Raw genomic sequence first — 15,885 nt, 5'->3', positions numbered from 1 at the left:
GGCAGCGGGCGAGGGCGCGGGCCTGTGGTGGAGGGTGGCGCGACTGGTACCGCTGGGGTGGTCAAGGGCTGACCCCGAGCGCGGACGCGGATGGTCCCGGCGCGTACGGACGCCGACCGCACCCGGGCACGTTCACATGTCACGCAGGCACGATCACGCATCCACGGCCGCCGTACAGGACCAGCCGTACGGATCCGGCCCGATGTGCAGGCCCTGCCAGGAGACGCCCTTGGGCGTGGCGCCGACGAGGGGGACGTCCGCGAGGTCGGCGAGAGCCAGCCGTACCCCCCGGTCCGCCGTCGGCGGACGCCTTCACTTCCATGTGTCCACCGGGATCCGGCCCGCCGTCTCCAGCTGGTACGGGACCTTGTCCAGCACCGTCACCAGCAGATCGTCGTCGCTGCTCGGGGCGAGCCGCAGCCGCGCCACCGCCGTAGGGTGCACCCCGGACACCTCGGCGAAGCGCTCCACCATCCCCAGCACCGCCTCCGCCGTAGATCCTCGCCTGTGTCGCCGACCATGTTCCCCAGGTGTCCTCTGGCCCCACCTCACCCGTACGGCTCGGCTGCGCTGATGTCGGCGAGGACCGACCGAGGGTCCCACTTGACGGCCAGGTCGCCGAGGCTGAGCACCTTGTCTCCCGAGGTGAGGGAAGGGGTCCTGCTCCTCGGTGAGGGCCCGCTGCGGCAACCCCTCCCTGGCCGGTGCGCGCGGGCGGCAGCCCATGAGTGCGGGATGCGAGACATCATGGTGGTACAGATGTGTTCTGCGAGGAGGAGTACGGCATGGCCCGGTCAGGCTCTCGCGGTATCGAGGACGGGGCGGGCGGCAAGACGCGGTTCGACGACATTTACGACCGGCCGGACCCTCGCGTCTACTTCAGCAGGCTGGCCCCACTGGAGTACGAGATCCCGCACCACGCGCAGCCAGTCTTCCGGAGGGTCGCCGCCGAACGAGCCGCGCTCGACGACGGCCGCCCCCACAGACCGGCGGTGCTGGATGTGTGCTGCTCGTACGGGATCAATGCCGCGCTGCTCAACCACGACATCACGCTGGCGGAGATGTACGAGCGGTACACATCCCCTGCTCGCCAGACGATGCCGACGGCGGAACTCGCGGCGCGGGACAAGGAGTTCTATGCCGAGCGGCGTCGGCCGGACGCGGTGCCGGTGTTCGGGCTGGACGTCTCGGCACCCGCCGTGCACTACGCGCTGGAGGTGGGGCTCCTGGACGCCGCCTTCACCGACGACCTGGAACAGGGCTCACCCAGCACCGGGCTGAGCCGCGCGCTCGCCGAGGTCGGCCTCATCACGCTGACAGGCGGTGGCAGCTACATCACCGCCCGTACCTTCGCGGCACTGCTGGACGGCGCCCGCAGACCGGTATGGGTCAGCGCGTTCGTGCTGCGGACCGTGTCGTACCACCCGATCGTCCAGACTCTGACCGCGCACGGTCTGCGCACCACCGTCGAAGTCTCCCGCACCTACCCCCAGCGCCTCTTCACCGACGAGCGGGAACGACAGTTTGCGATCGCGGCGGTACGCGCGCTGGGCGGCGACCCGACCGGGTGCGAGGAGAACGGCCGTTTCCACAGCCTGCACTATGAGTCCCGGCCCGATACACGGTGACAACCGAGTCGGGAAGCTGGCATGGCTGAAATCGGCGCTTTGCCCCAGAGGTGACGCGCCCGCGGGACGGAGGCGGGGACGCGAGACGGCCGACCGAGCCGTCAGCCGCGGGCCCGGCGGTGCGGCCGCCGGTGTGGCGGCGTTCGGGCCATCGGTGTACAGCAGGAGAGTCGCCCCGAGCGGGAAGGGCACCGTGTCGATCCGGTCCCGGACCGGGCCCAACGCGGCCAGTCCCAGCGGCGGGGCTGGCTCGGAGGGTTCCACGCTGCGCACCTGGCCGGTCAGCAGCAGAGGCGCCGGGTGGCCTCGGTTGACCAGCCGCAGTTCATCTCCGCAGAGCGGGATCGTGACGAGAACGCCGGTGAGGAACCCCACGGCCACATCCACCGTCTTCACCGGCGCCCATGCCCTTGCCCCGTACGTCGCCGACCAGGCAGCGTACGCCGTACGGGGTGTCCTGGACAGCTGCAGAGGGCGCCGCCGATCTGTGCCTCTTTCACGGCTGCCTGGTAGCGCCCGGCGATCCGCAGGGGCCCGATCGAGTCCGACCGCTGCGGCAGCACGGCGCGCTGCACGGCGAGGGCGATGCGGCGTGCGAACTCCAGCCGCACCCGGCTGCAGTGCACGAGCGGGTTGACGACGATGGCGAGGACCGAAACGATCACGACCGCCGACACTCGCTCTGCCCGCCGGAATGCCCGAAGAGGGCACCTGCGACGAGCAGGGCGACGGGCAGCAGCGAGAACAACCCTCACAGGCTCTCATCCACCCCGAGAACAACAGGGCCGCCTTCGGAACAGGGCAGGGGAACTCGCCACCGAGGGGGAGATGCGGCGGCAGGCTGCATCGACGTTCATCACCCTTCACACTCGTGACGCCGTCGGCGGCCGTCTTTTACGGCAAGATCCTCGACTGGGCCTCCGGCCTGCCCGGCTGCTGCGAGGTCGAGTACGCGGGAGGTGGGGTACAGCGGCGCGGCCGGGACGACATCGTGGCAACGACAGGCCTGCGTCGCTGCTTCAAGGCGCGCCGGGTTCCCAGCACGGAATGATGCCCAGGCCCACCATTGGCGAACTGCTTCGACAGCACGTGCGGCAGCTGGGGTGCCGCCTGGCCCGGATAGCCGGTCCGGGTCGGGGTGGGCGTGCCGGCGGCTCTCCGGCTACGCGGCGAAACCTCGGCGGCCCGCCCCACCCTGCGCCGCCGTCCCAGGGTTCTCGCGGGTCGCATGGCGTCGGTACAGCCGTTGGATGTCGTCCGCGGTGACGATGCCGTCGAGACGGCCGCCGTCCATGACGAGGACGGGCAGCCCGCCGCCGGTGCCGAGGCGTTCCAGGACGGCGGTGAGCAGCTCGTCCGGTGCCGCGAGTGTGCACTGTGAGACGGGTGTCGCCAGGTCCCGTACAGCCAGGGCCTGTTGCTGCTCGGAAGGAACGGCGGCCAGTCGGCTCAGCCGTACGACACCGCTGGGCCGGCCCTCGAAGTCGAGCAGGGGCAGTACCGAATGCCGTGTCCGGGCCGCTGCGCCGGAGAGGAAGCGGTCCACGGTCAGCCAGTCGGGACCTGCGACCACGGGACTGCTCATCGCCTCCGCCACCCGCACCCCGCGCAGGGCCAGGGCCAGCTGGGCCCACCGCCGTTCGGCCGCGGCGGCGCCCGCCACGGCGAGGGCGATGACCACCAGCCACAACCCGCCCGTCACACCCCTCACGAATGCCAGCCATCCTACGGCGGCCAGGATCACGCCGACGAGCTGTCCCGCGCGCCCGGCCGCCCGCTGGGCCCGTTCACGGTCGCCGGTACGCCACCAGAGCGCGGCCTGGAGCACCCGGCCCCCGTCCAGTGGCGCGGCGGGCAGCAGATTGAAGACGCCCAGCAGCACGTTGGTACCGCCGAGCCAGCCCAGCACGGCGACGGGGAGACGCCAGCCGAGCGTCGTGTGCACGCCTATCGCGGCTCCGATGGCGATCCCACCGAGCAACAGGCTGGCGAGCGGCCCGCTGACAGCGACTGCGAACGCCGTCCGGGCCGTGGCCGGCCGGCCCATCCGGGTGACTCCGCCCAGCACCCACAGGGTCATGTCCCACACCGGCACCCCGGCCCGGCGGGCCACCAGCGCGTGAGCCGTCTCGTGCACCACCAGACTCACGAGCAACAGAAGAGCGCCGACGACACCGGCCGCCGCGTACGCAACGGATGCCAGACCGGGCGAGTACGCGGGCAGCGTCCTGGCGGCGAGGCCGTAGGCGAAGAGCAGCATGATCAACGGCACGCTCCAGTGGGCCAACACCGTCACCCCCCGCACACTCCCGATCCTGACCGAACCCTTCATCGTCCTCACCACCGACGGGCGGCGCACGCGGCCCCACGCCGTGGTGCACCCCTTCCATGGTCCGTCGGCCACCCCTTCGACCGGAAACGTCCCCGGCGATCGCAGACCGCGCCGATCGCACAGTCGGAGGGCAGGCGCAGGCATGGCGAGGGGGATCGCCCGCAGGCACGTGAAGCTCACGCAGGACGTGCAGAGCCGACCCGTGGCCCGGCATCAGGCGGGCAGCACGCCACGCACCCGTACGAGCAGGCGCGCGTACATCACGTCAGCCCGGCGCGAGTGTTCGCAGAGCCGGAGGAGCAGCGGGGTGTGGCTTGCTCCGGATCGACACGTCGAATCGAAGAGTGGGCCATTGCCCGCTCCCGCGTCGGTGAGGTGCTCGCCCCTGTGGACGAGACCGGGCAGGGCTTGGTGCAGGCCGAGCGGACCGCGTCGGCCGAGGAGAAGGCGAAACGCCTGGTTGCGCGTGGCTGGCTGGCCGATCCGGCCGCGGGCCGGTTCACGCCTGCCCGCGGTGTGGCCTCGCCGGGCGGCGGCTCATGGCCATGGTCATCGACCAGTAGATCAACCGCTTCGGCGCTGGTGGTGCGGCGTTCGTAGGCGCGTACCAGGCGGCGGCTTTGCATCAGGTGGGCGAAGAGACGCTCGGTGATCCACCGCTTGGGCAGCACCACGAAGCCTTTCTGATCGTCGCTGCGCTTGACGATCGCCAGGACCAGCGCGTAGGCGGCCAGGAGGTGCTCGACGAGCTGCTGGTGGGGCCGCCATCGGCCCAAACGAGGGCGAGGCGGTGGTGCGCGCCGGCCAGCTGTGTCAGCAGCACCTGCGCGGCCACGCGGTCGGCGACATCCGCGGTCGTGACCCTCACGGCCAGCAGCAGGCCGAGGGCGTCGACCACCACGTGCCGCTTGCGCCGTTGACCAGCTTGCCGCCGTCGAAGCCGCGGCTGTCGGCGCCGACGACGGCATCCGCCTTGACCGACCGCGAGTCGATCACCCGCCGTGGGCTCCGCATCCCGCTCCAGCGCCGTGCGGGCCGCCGCGCGCAGCGGGTCGTGGAACTGCCTCGCTGGCAGTACGCCTCCTGCTGCGCGCCGCGGCCGCGCATCCAGCCCGGCACCGGCGGCAGCGACCGGATCGCCGCCCACTCCCCGTCCGTCATGTGCGTCGGGTGCTGCCGCTGCCGCTCGGGCAGGTCGGTGGCGTTGCCGTACACGGGCGCGTGGCAATCACATGTCACAGCAGCCGAGTTGGGCTGCCCGGCTATCCACACGGATGTCTTCGGTGTCCTCGCAGACGGGGCGGTGATGGCGGTTGGGCTGACGAGACTGCCGATGTGGCCTGCGGTGCGCTGGTGGAGTTATACGGCATGGCAGGGGAGCGTGCCGGGTGTGCCGGGGCATGTCGAGATCGGCGATCAGGTGGGTGAAGGGTCGGCGGGTGCCGTTGCGGGCGGGTAGGGGGCGGCAGGTGATGAGGCTGGCTGTGCGGCGAGTTGGGTGCCGTGTACCTGGCCTTTTGACCGGTGTGAGTCATTGCCCGGCGGCGGATGTGGTGCGGTAGGGAGCGGCGGCCTGCTGGGCTGCGTAGAGAAGGGCGGGCTCGATCTTCGGCCAGAAGTAGCTGTCCTGGCAGGAGTACGGCGGCGTGAAGCCGTCACAGCCGGCGCCGTCGCTGTCGCCGATCTCGATGGTGAAACTGGCGAGGCCGAGCTTGTCGTACGTCCAGTCGTCGGTGCCGCCGGAGGCGTTGTAGAGGATCTCACCGGCCTGGCCGTACTGGTAGCCGGTGAGCGAGGCCATGTGAGCTGCGAGAGCACGCAGCGCGGCGTCGTTCCCGGTGTGCACGGAGGCGTTGTACTCCCAGGGGAAGAGCACCATGCTGGCGTCGCTGTGCAGGGTGATCATCATGCCCTTGGCGGTGGACGGCGCGGGATCGGTGTCGCCGGTGCCGGTCCGCACCGCGGGGAACAGCTGGCGGAAGAGGTTCTCCAGTGCGGTGTTCTCCGCCTCGGAGTTGCCCGCCGGTCCGCCGTAGGTCTGGTCGCATGGTGCGCTGGAGGTTCCCGACGTGTCCCAGTGGGTGCCGGCGTTGCGGTTGAGATCGACGCCTATCTGGCTGTAGGCGCTCGTGCCACACCGGGAGCCGTGCGAGTTGTCGGCGTTCTTGCGCTGCAGGACGGGGTTGTCGCCCCCCGCCGCGACCATGTCGACGCCGTCTGGGTTGGCGTCGGGCACCACCCACATCTCGGTGGTGTCCATCAGCTTGGTGATTGCCGAGTCCTTGCCGTAGCCGCTGGTCAACGCATCGATCCAGCGCCAGGACGTCTCGCCGGTGGTCAGCTCACGGGCGTGGATCTGGCTCATCAGGAAGAACCTGGGCTTGGCGGAGTTCGGGTTGAGCGCGCAGTCGTTCGTCTGGAGTTTGGTGATGCAGATCGCCTTCAGGTCGCGGCCGCCTTGTCCGTGCTGCTTCAGCCAGGACTGACCGTACGTCACCTCCTTTGCCAGGTCGGCGTGCTGGGAGGCGATCTGGTCCATGTGCGCGTACTGGGCGGTGACCGTGTGGTATCCGCCGTCGTAGGTGTCGCCCGGACCGGAGGCGTGCGGCACGGTGGCGCGGGAGGGGACCGTCTCGGTCAGCGTGGTCGTGATCGCCGGGGTGAAGCCGAGCCTCTGCAGCCCCGCCGCGGTCGCCGCGTCACCGGAGACGAACAGACTGTCGCCCTGGCGCCGTTCCAGCAGGTCGTATCCGGCATCGGCGAGCCGTTCCGCGTCACGCAGCGGGTGGTGCGTGGGCACGCGGTAGATGACGACAGTCCGCTGCCTGCCGCCGTCGGCGCTACGGACGGTCGCGGCGTGACCTCTAGTGGCGTCTGCGCCGGTCCGGGCCTGCGCCGCCTGCGGCAGCAGGGCCGCGGCGACGACGACGGCACCGGCGGTCAGGCCCGCCAGACGTTTGTATGCCATAAAGGTGGCCTTTCGTGGGACGGATGTTCCGGAGAGAGGCGTGTTCACATGACCGCCGCCGTGCGGACGCGCTACGGAACGGTGGACGGCGGCGTGATCCGCACCCAGCGCGGCCGTCATTCGCGGGATGAAGTCCACCCGGCCTGAGGCAGACCCGAGCGTCGCGTCGGCGTGGGAGAGGGTGCCGCTGCTGCGGGGGAGTTGGACGCGCGCGTCGGTGTCATCAGGGCGAGGCGGGGCCAACTTGGCCCGGAGCAGCGTGCAGTGCCCGGGTACGGGGCGGCGAGTGTGCCGCCGGGCTCCTGCCGGTGAGAGCGGAGCGGGCGGCGGATATGTGACGATGCGTCACGTCTGACCTCCTGCGGGGGATGTCCCGCCTGCTCCGCAGGCTGGGACCGGAGGGGTGGGGGCATGCCGACGCGCGTCGCAGTGGCGTGGCCATGCCAAAACGTGAGACTTTGGCGAGTATCGCGATGCGCAGCCCGTGTCTGCAAGACGCCTTTTCGGCCGCGCTTTTGGCATGAGAGTGACCGCTGGCGCCCGTGAGCCGCCCCCGCCTGAGATCAGTACGGCTCCACGCAGTCGAAGCTGCACGCCGGATGAGTGAACCTACCCTGGGCCGACCTGCTGGCCAGGCCGGACGAGATCCCCGGAGTCGACCCGGCCTCAGCCCGCGCCATCCTGGCCGAACTCGGCCCCGACATGGGCGTATTCCCCACCCCGGACCACCTCGCCTCCCGGGCGAAACTGTGCTCGCGCACTGTCCGGCCGGGAGCCAAGAGCACCACCGGCCTGGCCGGCAAGGGCAACCCCTGGCTCAAGGGAGCCCTCGACGAGGAGGCGAACGCCGCCGCCTGGACCGACACCTTCCTCAGCGCCCGCTACCGACGTCTGGTCAAGCGGCGAGGCCATGCCAAGACCCTGGTCGCTGTCGCGCGCTCGATCCTTCTCGTCTGGCGCCTGATCAACGACCCGCAGGCCCGGGCCCGTCACCAGGAACTCGGCCCGGACTGGAACCAGCGACATCTCAACCCGCAACGCAAGACCCGCGAACTCGTCCGGCAGTTTGAACATCTCGCCCAACAGGTCACCCTCGCCCCCACTTCCGGCATCCGGATGCTGCCGCCTGCATGGCTGAGCGTTGATTTTCCGTTCAGCCCTGTCACGGGGACGTGCTGCGGGAGGCGGCCTGGTAGGCCCAGGGCCAGGGCGCCCCCGAGGTGGCGGCCGCCTGTCTGCGGGACGCACTGGACCAGCCGATGGCCGCCGAGTCCCGCACCACGGTGCCGTACGAACTGGGCACCGCAGAGCTGGCCTCCGGACCGGCCACCGGCATCACCTGCCTACGATGTAGCCCTTGAGGCCGCCACCGACGCCCACCAAGCCGCCACCGTGGCACCGCACCTGAGCCCGGCCCTGTGCACCGTCAGCGCACACTTCCTGTCCAAGCACCTGTCTCCACCCTGGACATCCCCGGACACGCCGCCCAGCGCTACCACGAAGCGGTGGCCGAAACTTCGCTGTTCGACGGCGAGAACGGCGTCCGACGTCGCTCCCGCCAACTGCTCTCCCTGCATCTGACCCGCAACCTTCCCGGCATCTGCGACCACCGAATCGCCGAGTACGCCTACAACATCCCATGACGCGGGACGTTCGCTATGTCCACGGCCCGCAGGACCAGGTACGCCAGTCTCTCGGCACGCCCGGCCACGACGTCCTCACCCTGATCGACAGATCCACCGCAGACCGGGCGGCAGCGCGAAGGAGCGGGACTGGTGCCTGCCCCACCGTGTCAGGGGGGAACGGCGCGGCCGGCCTCGCCCGATGTGCCTGGACCGTCAGACCATGGTCGACGCCGGGGGTGTCCAGCGGTGGGTGCGGGAGCGCTGGGAGCGGACGCCGTACTCCGACTTCAGCTCTTCCGGGATCGCGTACTGCATGACCCGGCCGCGGGTGAGGGAGGCCAGTTCGAAGGTGGTCAGGAGGCTGCCCGCCCTGTCGAGCGCCCATTCGCCCAGCGGGCTGCTGTCCTCGATGGTCTCCAGGGCGTTCAGGACGTGCGGGATCGCCTTGGCGACCGTGTCCCAGGGGGTACGGGCGAGCTGGAGCCAGTCACCGATGGTGTCGCCGACCAGGAAGCGGATGGTGGCGGCGACGATCGGGTCGAACAGGGTGCCGGGGACCACGTCCTCGTACATCTTCACCAGCTGCTGGTTGAGGCGTACACCGTCCTCCGACGGGCCGAGGTTGCGTAGCAAGTAGAGGTCGGCGTACTCGCGTGCCTCCGCGAGGTTGCGGGGAGCCGCCTCCATGTCGCAGCCCAGGATCGTGCCGACGACCCTCCAGGCGTAGTAGTACGCTTCCGCGCTCTCCTCACTCATGTGGATGCCCAGACGGTGCATGGCGTCCAGGACGAGGATGGAGAAGAAGATCTGACCGCCGATCATGTCTTCCTGGCACAGTGGCACACCGTCCTGGGCCGCGTCCCAGTGGTCGGAGCGGGTCAGGTGGTAGCGGATCGCAGCGTGCAGCAACCGGACTTTCTGGGCGGCTGGGATGAACTTGCTGCCCTCCTCGAAGGCGTTGGTCTGCATGAGGTAGGTGACGAACTGGCCGGTGTCCGCCATGCGGCGCGAGGGATAGTCCATCGAGTGGGTCGAGGCCAGCAGCCGGGCCACGCGGGGGATGGCGTACGTGGTCGGCATCGCGGCGAAGGACAGGCCGGTGTTGATGTGCGCGGCGTTGTCCATGAAGAACAGCCTGGCGCGCTCCATCAGGTCCCAGTCCACCCAGGAGGGAGGCATGCCGGTGGTCTGGAGGAACGAGGCGGCGGAGGCCGGGAGCCCTTCGGGAAGGCGGGTTCCCGCGGTGCTGAAGAAGCGCATCAGGGTGTTGAAGTCCTTTACTTCTCCCTTCTCGAACATGGCGGCCACGGTGTCGTCCGCCAGCGGGTCGCCCTGGTGGCGGAGGGCGTCGAGTGTCGCTTCGGTGTAGCGAGGAGTGGTGGAGGTGGTCATGGTGGGGTGCTCGCTTCGTGGTCAGAGGGGGCGGTTGGCAGATGAGGTCGCCAGGTCGCGCAGCGCCGTGTACGTGGCATGGGGCAGGGGGACGCTGTCCAGCGCCCGATGCGCCAGCGCCAGCCGCTCGGTGATCATGTCTTCGACCTTCCGGCGGGCGCCGCTGGACTCCATGAGACTGCGTACGTGCGCCGCGTCGCCCTCGTCGAAGCCGGGGCGGCCGACCGTCTTGGTCAAGGTCCGCCGGTCGTCCTCGGAGACCAAGGAGGCGGTGAGGGCCATGAGCGCGGTGGGTTTGCCGTCTCGCAGGTCGTCGAGGTTGGGCTTGCCGGTGAGTGCCGGGTCGCCGAAGGTGCCCAGCATGTCGTCCCTGAGCTGGAACGCCTCGCCAAGCGGGAGTCCGAACGCGGTGAAGGCCGTGAGGAGCCGCTCCGAGCCGCCGCCGAGCGTCGCGCCCAGGTGCAGAGGGCGTTCGACCGTGTACTTGGCCGTCTTGTACCGGGCCACCTCAAGTGATTCCGCGACCTGCGGCACCGCGTCGCCCGTGCGCAGCACCTCCAGGAACTGGCCCGCCACGGTCTCGCGCAGCAGAGCCGACCACAAGGGCACCGTGCGCGCGATGAACGCTCCGGGCAGTCCGCATGTGGCGAAGACCTGGCCCGCGTAGCCCATGAGGAGGTCGCCCAGCATCATCGCCAGAGCCACCGGCCTGTCTCGCCCCTGTCCCAAGCCCGCGGTCCGGTCGGCGAAGGCGGCGTGGGCCGTGGGCATGCCGTGGCGTACACGGCTGTCGTCGATGATGTCATCGTGTGTGCATGCCGCCGCGTGCACCAGTTCCATGGCCGCCGCGGCGCCGATGATGCCATCGCAGTCCGGCTGCCCCGCGGCCCGCCACCCCCAGTAGAGGAACGCGGCGCGCAGCCGCTTGCCCTGCTCCAGGGAGCCGCGTAACTGGTCGCACAGCGGGGACAGTTCGGTGGAGACCTTGAGGAGCTGGGCCGACTCCCGCTCCACCAGGCGCAGGAGATGGTCGTCCACGCGTCGCTTCAACTGCTCGGACTCACCCATCGCCGGCCGCGCCCCGCTGCGCTACGACCTTGCGCGCCATCAGCTCCAGGTAGTTGTCGGAGTCCTGCGTCATGCGGCGCGCCGCCAGTTCGCCGCGGGCGTGCAGTTCTCTCATGCCGTCCGTGAGGAGGTGAGGCAGGTCCGAGTGGTGCGCTGTCTGCCGGCCGCGGTCCGTGAGCTGGCGCAGCTGGTCGAAGGCCAGATCAACGAGGCCGAGGGCGAGCAGGCCCACCTGGCTGAGTGCCGTGAGCGGGCTGGAGGGTGATCCGGAGGCCGGGGGAGCGGTAGCGGGGCTCTGGGTGGGGTCGGGCACGTGTAGGTCTCCTGCCGCGTGACGTGAGCCGATAAGGATTTCATCGGTCGTAACGATCTTCGCGGCGGGAAGGCACGGATGACGGGCGATCACTTTCATGCCGGAAGGTGGTCCGCAGGAGTTCCAACGAGACCCTGCCGTACAGACTCAGGCAGGCTCCGGCGGCGTCGGATCCACTCCAGCAGTAGGCAGATCGAGATGCGAGCCGTCCTCACTCCGGCTGACCGGCACCACTGACAGCGGCGTCTCGCTGTCGCGGTCGACTCCTGCACCGACAACAACTACGACCAGGTACATGCGGATGGGCGACGGGGATCATCCCGGCCGGCCGGAGACGGCCTTCGTCCAGCCCCGGGTGACCGTGTCCTGCGCCTTCTCCAGTTGCGCGTCTGTCGGGAACTGCGGCGTTCCCTCAACCGTCGGCAGTCGTGCGGCGGCGGCCTTGTCGAGGGTGCCGTCCTGCCTCATGACGTCCATGAGCACCGGGCGGGCGTAGGCGCGCAGGCGGAGGTTCTGGCCCTCCGGGCTGAAGAGGTACTCCTGCCACAGGCGGGCGGCCGCCGGGTGCGGGGCGTTCCTGTTGATCGCCAGCGCGAAATACTGGGCGAAGCTGCCGTCGAACGGGATCGCGACCTGCCAGTTCACGCCCTTCTCGCGGAGCTGGTCGGCGTAGTGGAGGTTGATGTAGTCCCAGTTGATGCTGATGGGGGTCCGGCCGCTCGCGACCGTCGCCGAGTTGGAATTGAGAGGGTTGAAGTTGCCGCGATTCTTGAGTTCGGCGAAGAAGTCGAGACCGGGCTGGATGTCGTCGAACGACCCGTTGTTCGCCAGCGCGGCCGCATAGACACTGGCGAAGGCGGTGGCCGACCGGGGCGGGTCACCTTCGAGTGCGACCTTGCCCTTGTAACCGGGCTTCAGCAGATCAGCGAAGGTCTGCGGACAGGGTTTGACCCGGTTGGCGTCGCAGCCGATGGAGATGTAGCCCCCGTAGTTGTTGGACCAGCGGGCCTTCGAGTCCTTCTGATTACCGGGGATCGAATCGTACGCGGCTACCTTGTACGGCGCGAGGAGACTCTGTGCCGCTGCTTTCCGTGCGAACGTATCGCCCACGTCGATCACGTCGGGCGCTGTCGACCGGTTCCCGTCCTTGCGCAGGGCGTCGATCTCGTCCTCGCTGTGGCCCAGCGGATCCTCGACGGTGACCTTGATCCCGTACTTCTTCTCGAAGCCGTTGATCAGGCCGCCGTAGTTGGCCCAGTCACGCGGCAGCGCGATCGCTCTGAGCGTGCCCTCGTGTTTCGCCGCGGCGATCAGTGCGCGCATGCCGCCCACGCTCTCGGCGGACGTGGCCACCGACGGCTTCACGAGGCCGGCGGTCGGTGTGTTCTCGCAAGCGCTCAGGCCCAGTGCCACGAGAACGAAGCAGCCGAAGACCGCCGCCGCTCGGGCACACGGTGTAGTCACGGTCGCTCCCGGACGTGCCTCCGGGCTTCCGCGGCTCCATGGCGCCGACGAAGTGGTCATCGAGGCCAGGGTACCCGGCCGTCTCGATGACGGAATGCCGCTTGGGAGGCCCGCGATCACCGTCTCTGCCCCGGCACTCGGCGTTCTCGTACCTCACAGCGCGGTGTCGTCCCATTGGTCGAGCAGGGCTTCGCCGAGCCCTTCCGCCTCCGGCGCGGCGTCGTGGTGCAGGGTCTGTTCGGCCCAGATGACCTTGCCGGTGGTCGTGTAGCGGGTGCCCCAGCGTTCGGCGAAGCGGGCGACCAGGAAGAGTCCCCGGCCGCCTTCGTCGGTGACCTTCGCCCGGCGCAGCCGCGGCGAGGTGCTGCTGCCGTCGGCGACCTCGAAGATCAGAGAGCCCGCATCGGGGCTGCCGATCGGCTCCGTGCGGAGCAGCCGCACGGCGATGGGCTCGGCGCCGTAGCGGATGGCGTTGGTGATCAGCTCGCTGAGGATGAGTTCGGCGCTGAAGGCGACCTGCTCCAGCCCCCACTCCGCCAGCCGACGGGCGCAGGCGGTGCGCACGGGAGCCACCGCCGCCGGGTCACGGGGCACCTCCCACTCCGCGACCTGATCCGGTCCGAGCCGGCGCGTGCGGGCCACCAGCAGCGCGATGTCATCCCGGGGCCGGTCGGACAGCATGGCCTCCACCACCGCCGCGCAGGTGGCCTCCGGCGTGCGACCGGGCCCTGCCAGAGCGTCGCGCAGGGCCTCCAGGCCGGCGTCCAGGTCCTTGATACGGTCCTCGATCAGCCCGTCGGTGTACAGCACCAGTCGGGAATCCTCGGGCACGGTGAGCTCGGTGGTCTCGACAGGCAGGCCGGCTCCCAGCCCCAGTGGCGGGGAGACGGGCAGCTGAGGGAAGTCGACGGTCCCGTCGGGCCGGACCACCGCCGGCCCCGGGTGGCCGGCGGTGGCGATGGCCAGTCGCCCGGAGGTGGGGTCGTAGACGGCGTACTGGCAGGTCGCCCCGGTGATCGCCCCCTGCCAGTGCTCCGCTGCGGTGACCTCCTCGGCGTCGATCTGCGCCACCAGCTCGTCCAGCCGGCCCAGGAGCTCCTCCACGGGCATGTCCAGGCCGGCGAAGTTGTGCACGGCGGTGCGCAGCCGCCCCATCGTCGCCGCGGCGTGCAGACCGTGGCCGACGACATCGCCCACGACCAGCGCCACCCGGGTGCCGGACAGCGGGATGACGTCGAACCAGTCCCCGCCCACCCCGGCCTGGGCCGGCAGATAGCGGTAGGCGACCTCGAGGGCGGACTGCTCGGGCAGCGCGCGGGGCAGCAGGCTGTGCTGCAGGGTGACGGCCATGGCATGTTCGCGGGTGTAGCGGCGGGCGTTGTCGATGCACACCGCTGCCCGGGCGGCCAGCTCCTCGGCGAAGGACACGTCCTCGTCCTCGAACGACGGGGAGCCTCTCGCGCGCCAGAAGCCCACCACACCCAGCACCACGCCGCGGGCGCGGAGGGGCGCCACGAGCATGGAGTGGATGCCGTGGTCGAGGATCCGCCGGGCACCTTCGGGCTGCTGGGACCGCCAGGCGTCGGAGGCGCTCAGTTCCCCGACCAGGACCGGGCGGCCCTCGGCCATCGCGGTGGAGACGGGGTGGGCCGGGACGAGCCGGATCAGCTCGCAGACGGGGTGGAGGGAATGGTCCGCGTCGAGACCGGCGATGGCGCTGCGGCGCAGCTCGGTGATCCCGGCGGGCGCACCGGAGGCCTCCTCGCCGCGCAGGACCGGGTCCAGCAGATCGACCGTGACGACGTCGGCGAACCGGGTCACCGCCACCTCGGCCAGTTCCTCGGCCGTGCGCGTCACATCGAGCGTGGTGCCGATCCGCAGTCCGGCGTCGTAGAGCGACTGCAACCGTTCGCGCGCCACCTCCGCCCGGCCGGAGAGGGCCCGCAGCTCGGTGGTGTCCCGGAGCGTGACCACGCTGCCGACCGGTCCGTGAGGTGCGGTGAGGCGCTTGCTGACCGCTAGCAGCCGGTCGGCCGCCAGGCACACCTGGTCGGTGGCGGGGCGGTCGGAGGCCACCAGCCCGGCGAGGTCCTCGTCCAGCCCCAGATCGGTGATGTGCCGCCGCTCCGCGTCCGCCGGAAGGTCCAGAAGCCGTCGTGCCTCGTCGTTGGCCAGCAGCAACCGGCCGTCACCGCCGACGATCAGCACTCCTTCCCGCACTGCGTGCAGCACCGCGTCGTGGTGCTCGTACATCCGGGTCATCTCGGTCGGGCCCAGGCCGTGGGTCTGCCGCTGCAACCGTCGGCTCACCAGGGCCGACCCGCCTGCCGCGATGCCCAGGGCCGTGGCGGCGCCGCAGAGGAGGAGGGGCAGCTGCCGGTTCACCCTGTGCTGCACCCTTTCGACGGTGACGGGCACGGAGACGATGGCGATGACCGAACCGTCGGGACCCCTGACGGGCACCGCCGAGGTCACGGAGAGCCCCAGTGAGCCCTTGAACGTACTTGTGAACGGCTGGCCGGTCGCCGCCGCCGCGTAGGGCCCGATGACGCGCTTCCCGACCTGACGAGGGTCGCTGTGGGCAAGGGTGATCCCGTTCAGTCCGTAGACGATGACGGCGTCGACGCCTGTGTCCTTCCGGGCCGCCTCGGCGTGCCGCTGCAGCGCCGCCGTCGGGTTCGCACTGTTCAGTGCCGCCACGATCCCCGGGGAGTTCGCGAACGCCTGCGCCACGGTGAGCGTCCGGTGGCGGGCGTCCGCCATCACGTCGCGTTGAGCCTGCACAACGAGCACCACCAGGGCGGCGGCGACGAGCAGCATCACAACCGCCAGCTGGAGCAGGAAGACCTGACCCGCGAGGCTGTGCACGCTCAGCAGCGAACCCGACCGCCACGCCCGTCCCGCCTGACGTGGCCGGCCGGGCCGATGAGTCCTCATGGACGCATCAGGCACATCCTGCCCGGACTGACCTGAAACTCCGCTCATATACCCTTTCTATCGTTTCGACCTGACCGACCACGAAGCGAATGGGACGGACTGGCCCGCTCAGGGGCGGCGACGAGCGCATCGGCCCTGCCGGGTGCCCGCGGTCACGC

General features: G+C 70.3%; 15 protein-coding genes and 3 pseudogenes. 4 read left to right on the top strand and 14 right to left on the bottom strand.

Annotation, left to right across the window (positions count from 1 at the left end; all coding sequences use genetic code 11):
- Nucleotides 1-312: 312 nt before the first annotated feature.
- A complete protein-coding gene (locus M878_RS99325; RefSeq protein ID WP_245238002.1) occupies nucleotides 313-483 on the bottom strand; it encodes an archease in 171 nt (56 codons plus the stop codon).
- A gap of 302 nt (nucleotides 484-785) precedes the next feature.
- Between M878_RS99325 and M878_RS51410 the strand changes: the two genes are divergently transcribed.
- Nucleotides 786-1,628, top strand: a complete 843-nt coding sequence (locus M878_RS51410) for a hypothetical protein (RefSeq protein ID WP_051430173.1) — start codon at nucleotides 786-788, stop codon at nucleotides 1,626-1,628.
- A 207-nt stretch (nucleotides 1,629-1,835) separates the two neighbouring features.
- Here the strand turns inward: M878_RS51410 and M878_RS99320 are convergent.
- Nucleotides 1,836-2,003: pseudogene (locus tag M878_RS99320) on the bottom strand (SpoIIE family protein phosphatase); the annotation flags it as partial.
- A 17-nt stretch (nucleotides 2,004-2,020) separates the two neighbouring features.
- Entirely contained in the window at nucleotides 2,021-2,293 is a 273-nt protein-coding gene (locus tag M878_RS99315) for a hypothetical protein (RefSeq protein WP_245238000.1), read from the bottom strand.
- A gap of 206 nt (nucleotides 2,294-2,499) precedes the next feature.
- On the opposite strand from M878_RS99315, the gene M878_RS98750 reads away from it, so the two are divergent.
- Nucleotides 2,500-2,679 carry a hypothetical protein gene (locus tag M878_RS98750; protein ID WP_209445483.1) on the top strand — a complete coding sequence of 60 codons (180 nt, stop codon included), beginning with the start codon at nucleotides 2,500-2,502 and terminating at the stop codon, nucleotides 2,677-2,679.
- A 111-nt stretch (nucleotides 2,680-2,790) separates the two neighbouring features.
- Here the strand turns inward: M878_RS98750 and M878_RS51400 are convergent, their stop codons facing one another.
- The 5 genes and pseudogenes from M878_RS51400 to M878_RS51390 form a co-directional block, all read right to left on the bottom strand.
- Nucleotides 2,791-3,960: a site-2 protease family protein gene (locus tag M878_RS51400; RefSeq protein WP_051430053.1), complete on the bottom strand. Its 1,170-nt coding sequence runs from the start codon at nucleotides 3,958-3,960 to the stop codon at nucleotides 2,791-2,793.
- A 260-nt stretch (nucleotides 3,961-4,220) separates the two neighbouring features.
- Nucleotides 4,221-4,736 carry a transposase gene (locus tag M878_RS99310; protein WP_023544229.1) on the bottom strand — a complete coding sequence of 172 codons (516 nt, stop codon included), beginning with the start codon at nucleotides 4,734-4,736 and terminating at the stop codon, nucleotides 4,221-4,223.
- 44 nt (nucleotides 4,737-4,780) lie between these two features.
- Nucleotides 4,781-4,828: pseudogene (locus M878_RS99305) on the bottom strand (hypothetical protein); the annotation flags it as partial.
- Nucleotides 4,825-5,175, bottom strand: a complete 351-nt coding sequence (locus M878_RS97225; RefSeq protein ID WP_023544228.1) for a hypothetical protein — start codon at nucleotides 5,173-5,175, stop codon at nucleotides 4,825-4,827. The pseudogene M878_RS99305 and the gene M878_RS97225, both read right to left, overlap by 4 nt.
- Before the next feature lie 316 nt (nucleotides 5,176-5,491).
- Nucleotides 5,492-6,928 carry a M14 family zinc carboxypeptidase gene (locus M878_RS51390; protein ID WP_023544227.1) on the bottom strand — a complete coding sequence of 479 codons (1,437 nt, stop codon included), beginning with the start codon at nucleotides 6,926-6,928 and terminating at the stop codon, nucleotides 5,492-5,494.
- A 702-nt stretch (nucleotides 6,929-7,630) separates the two neighbouring features.
- On the opposite strand from M878_RS51390, the pseudogene M878_RS000000101665 reads away from it, so the two are divergent.
- A pseudogene (locus tag M878_RS000000101665) lies at nucleotides 7,631-7,753 on the top strand (hypothetical protein); the annotation flags it as partial.
- A gap of 337 nt (nucleotides 7,754-8,090) precedes the next feature.
- Here the strand turns inward: M878_RS000000101665 and M878_RS99295 are convergent.
- Nucleotides 8,091-8,258, bottom strand: a complete 168-nt coding sequence (locus M878_RS99295; RefSeq protein ID WP_245237997.1) for a hypothetical protein — start codon at nucleotides 8,256-8,258, stop codon at nucleotides 8,091-8,093.
- Nucleotides 8,259-8,433: 175 nt separating this feature from the next.
- Here M878_RS99295 and M878_RS99290 point away from each other — a divergent pair, with 175 nt between their 5' ends.
- Nucleotides 8,434-8,571, top strand: coding sequence for a hypothetical protein (locus M878_RS99290; protein WP_245237996.1), 138 nt, complete (start codon nucleotides 8,434-8,436; stop codon nucleotides 8,569-8,571).
- Nucleotides 8,572-8,766: 195 nt separating this feature from the next.
- Here the strand turns inward: M878_RS99290 and M878_RS51375 are convergent, their stop codons facing one another.
- The 5 genes from M878_RS51375 to M878_RS51355 form a co-directional block, all read right to left on the bottom strand.
- Nucleotides 8,767-9,945: an oxygenase MpaB family protein gene (locus tag M878_RS51375; protein WP_023544221.1), complete on the bottom strand. Its 1,179-nt coding sequence runs from the start codon at nucleotides 9,943-9,945 to the stop codon at nucleotides 8,767-8,769.
- Nucleotides 9,946-9,966: 21 nt separating this feature from the next.
- On the bottom strand, nucleotides 9,967-10,983 hold the full coding sequence (locus M878_RS51370) for a polyprenyl synthetase family protein (protein WP_023544220.1): 1,017 nt from the start codon (nucleotides 10,981-10,983) through the stop codon (nucleotides 9,967-9,969).
- Between the two features lie 22 nt (nucleotides 10,984-11,005).
- Nucleotides 11,006-11,326 carry a hypothetical protein gene (locus M878_RS51365; protein WP_023544219.1) on the bottom strand — a complete coding sequence of 107 codons (321 nt, stop codon included), beginning with the start codon at nucleotides 11,324-11,326 and terminating at the stop codon, nucleotides 11,006-11,008.
- Nucleotides 11,327-11,641: 315 nt separating this feature from the next.
- Entirely contained in the window at nucleotides 11,642-12,790 is a 1,149-nt protein-coding gene (locus M878_RS51360) for an ABC transporter substrate-binding protein (RefSeq protein WP_023544218.1), read from the bottom strand.
- Between the two features lie 153 nt (nucleotides 12,791-12,943).
- A complete protein-coding gene (locus tag M878_RS51355) occupies nucleotides 12,944-15,727 on the bottom strand; it encodes a SpoIIE family protein phosphatase (RefSeq protein WP_209445481.1) in 2,784 nt (927 codons plus the stop codon).
- Nucleotides 15,728-15,885: the final 158 nt, after the last annotated feature.

This window comes from Streptomyces roseochromogenus subsp. oscitans DS 12.976 (genome assembly GCF_000497445.1).
Taxonomy (GTDB): Bacteria; Actinomycetota; Actinomycetes; order Streptomycetales; family Streptomycetaceae; genus Streptomyces; species Streptomyces oscitans.
The sequence above is the reverse complement of the archived record's forward strand: the minus strand, read 5'-3'. Positions and strand labels throughout refer to the sequence as shown.

What these genes read in the sequence shown, in the direction of transcription:
- M878_RS51410 (WP_051430173.1), top strand. Translation starts at nt 786, where the DNA reads ATGGCCCGGTCAGGCTCTCGCGGTATCGAGGACGGGGCGGGCGGCAAG.
- M878_RS51375 (WP_023544221.1), bottom strand. Translation starts at nt 9,945, where the DNA reads ATGACCACCTCCACCACTCCTCGCTACACCGAAGCGACACTCGACGCC.
- M878_RS51400 (WP_051430053.1), bottom strand. Translation starts at nt 3,960, where the DNA reads ATGAAGGGTTCGGTCAGGATCGGGAGTGTGCGGGGGGTGACGGTGTTG.
- M878_RS51390 (WP_023544227.1), bottom strand. Translation starts at nt 6,928, where the DNA reads ATGGCATACAAACGTCTGGCGGGCCTGACCGCCGGTGCCGTCGTCGTC.
- M878_RS51355 (WP_209445481.1), bottom strand. Translation starts at nt 15,727, where the DNA reads ATGAGGACTCATCGGCCCGGCCGGCCACGTCAGGCGGGACGGGCGTGG.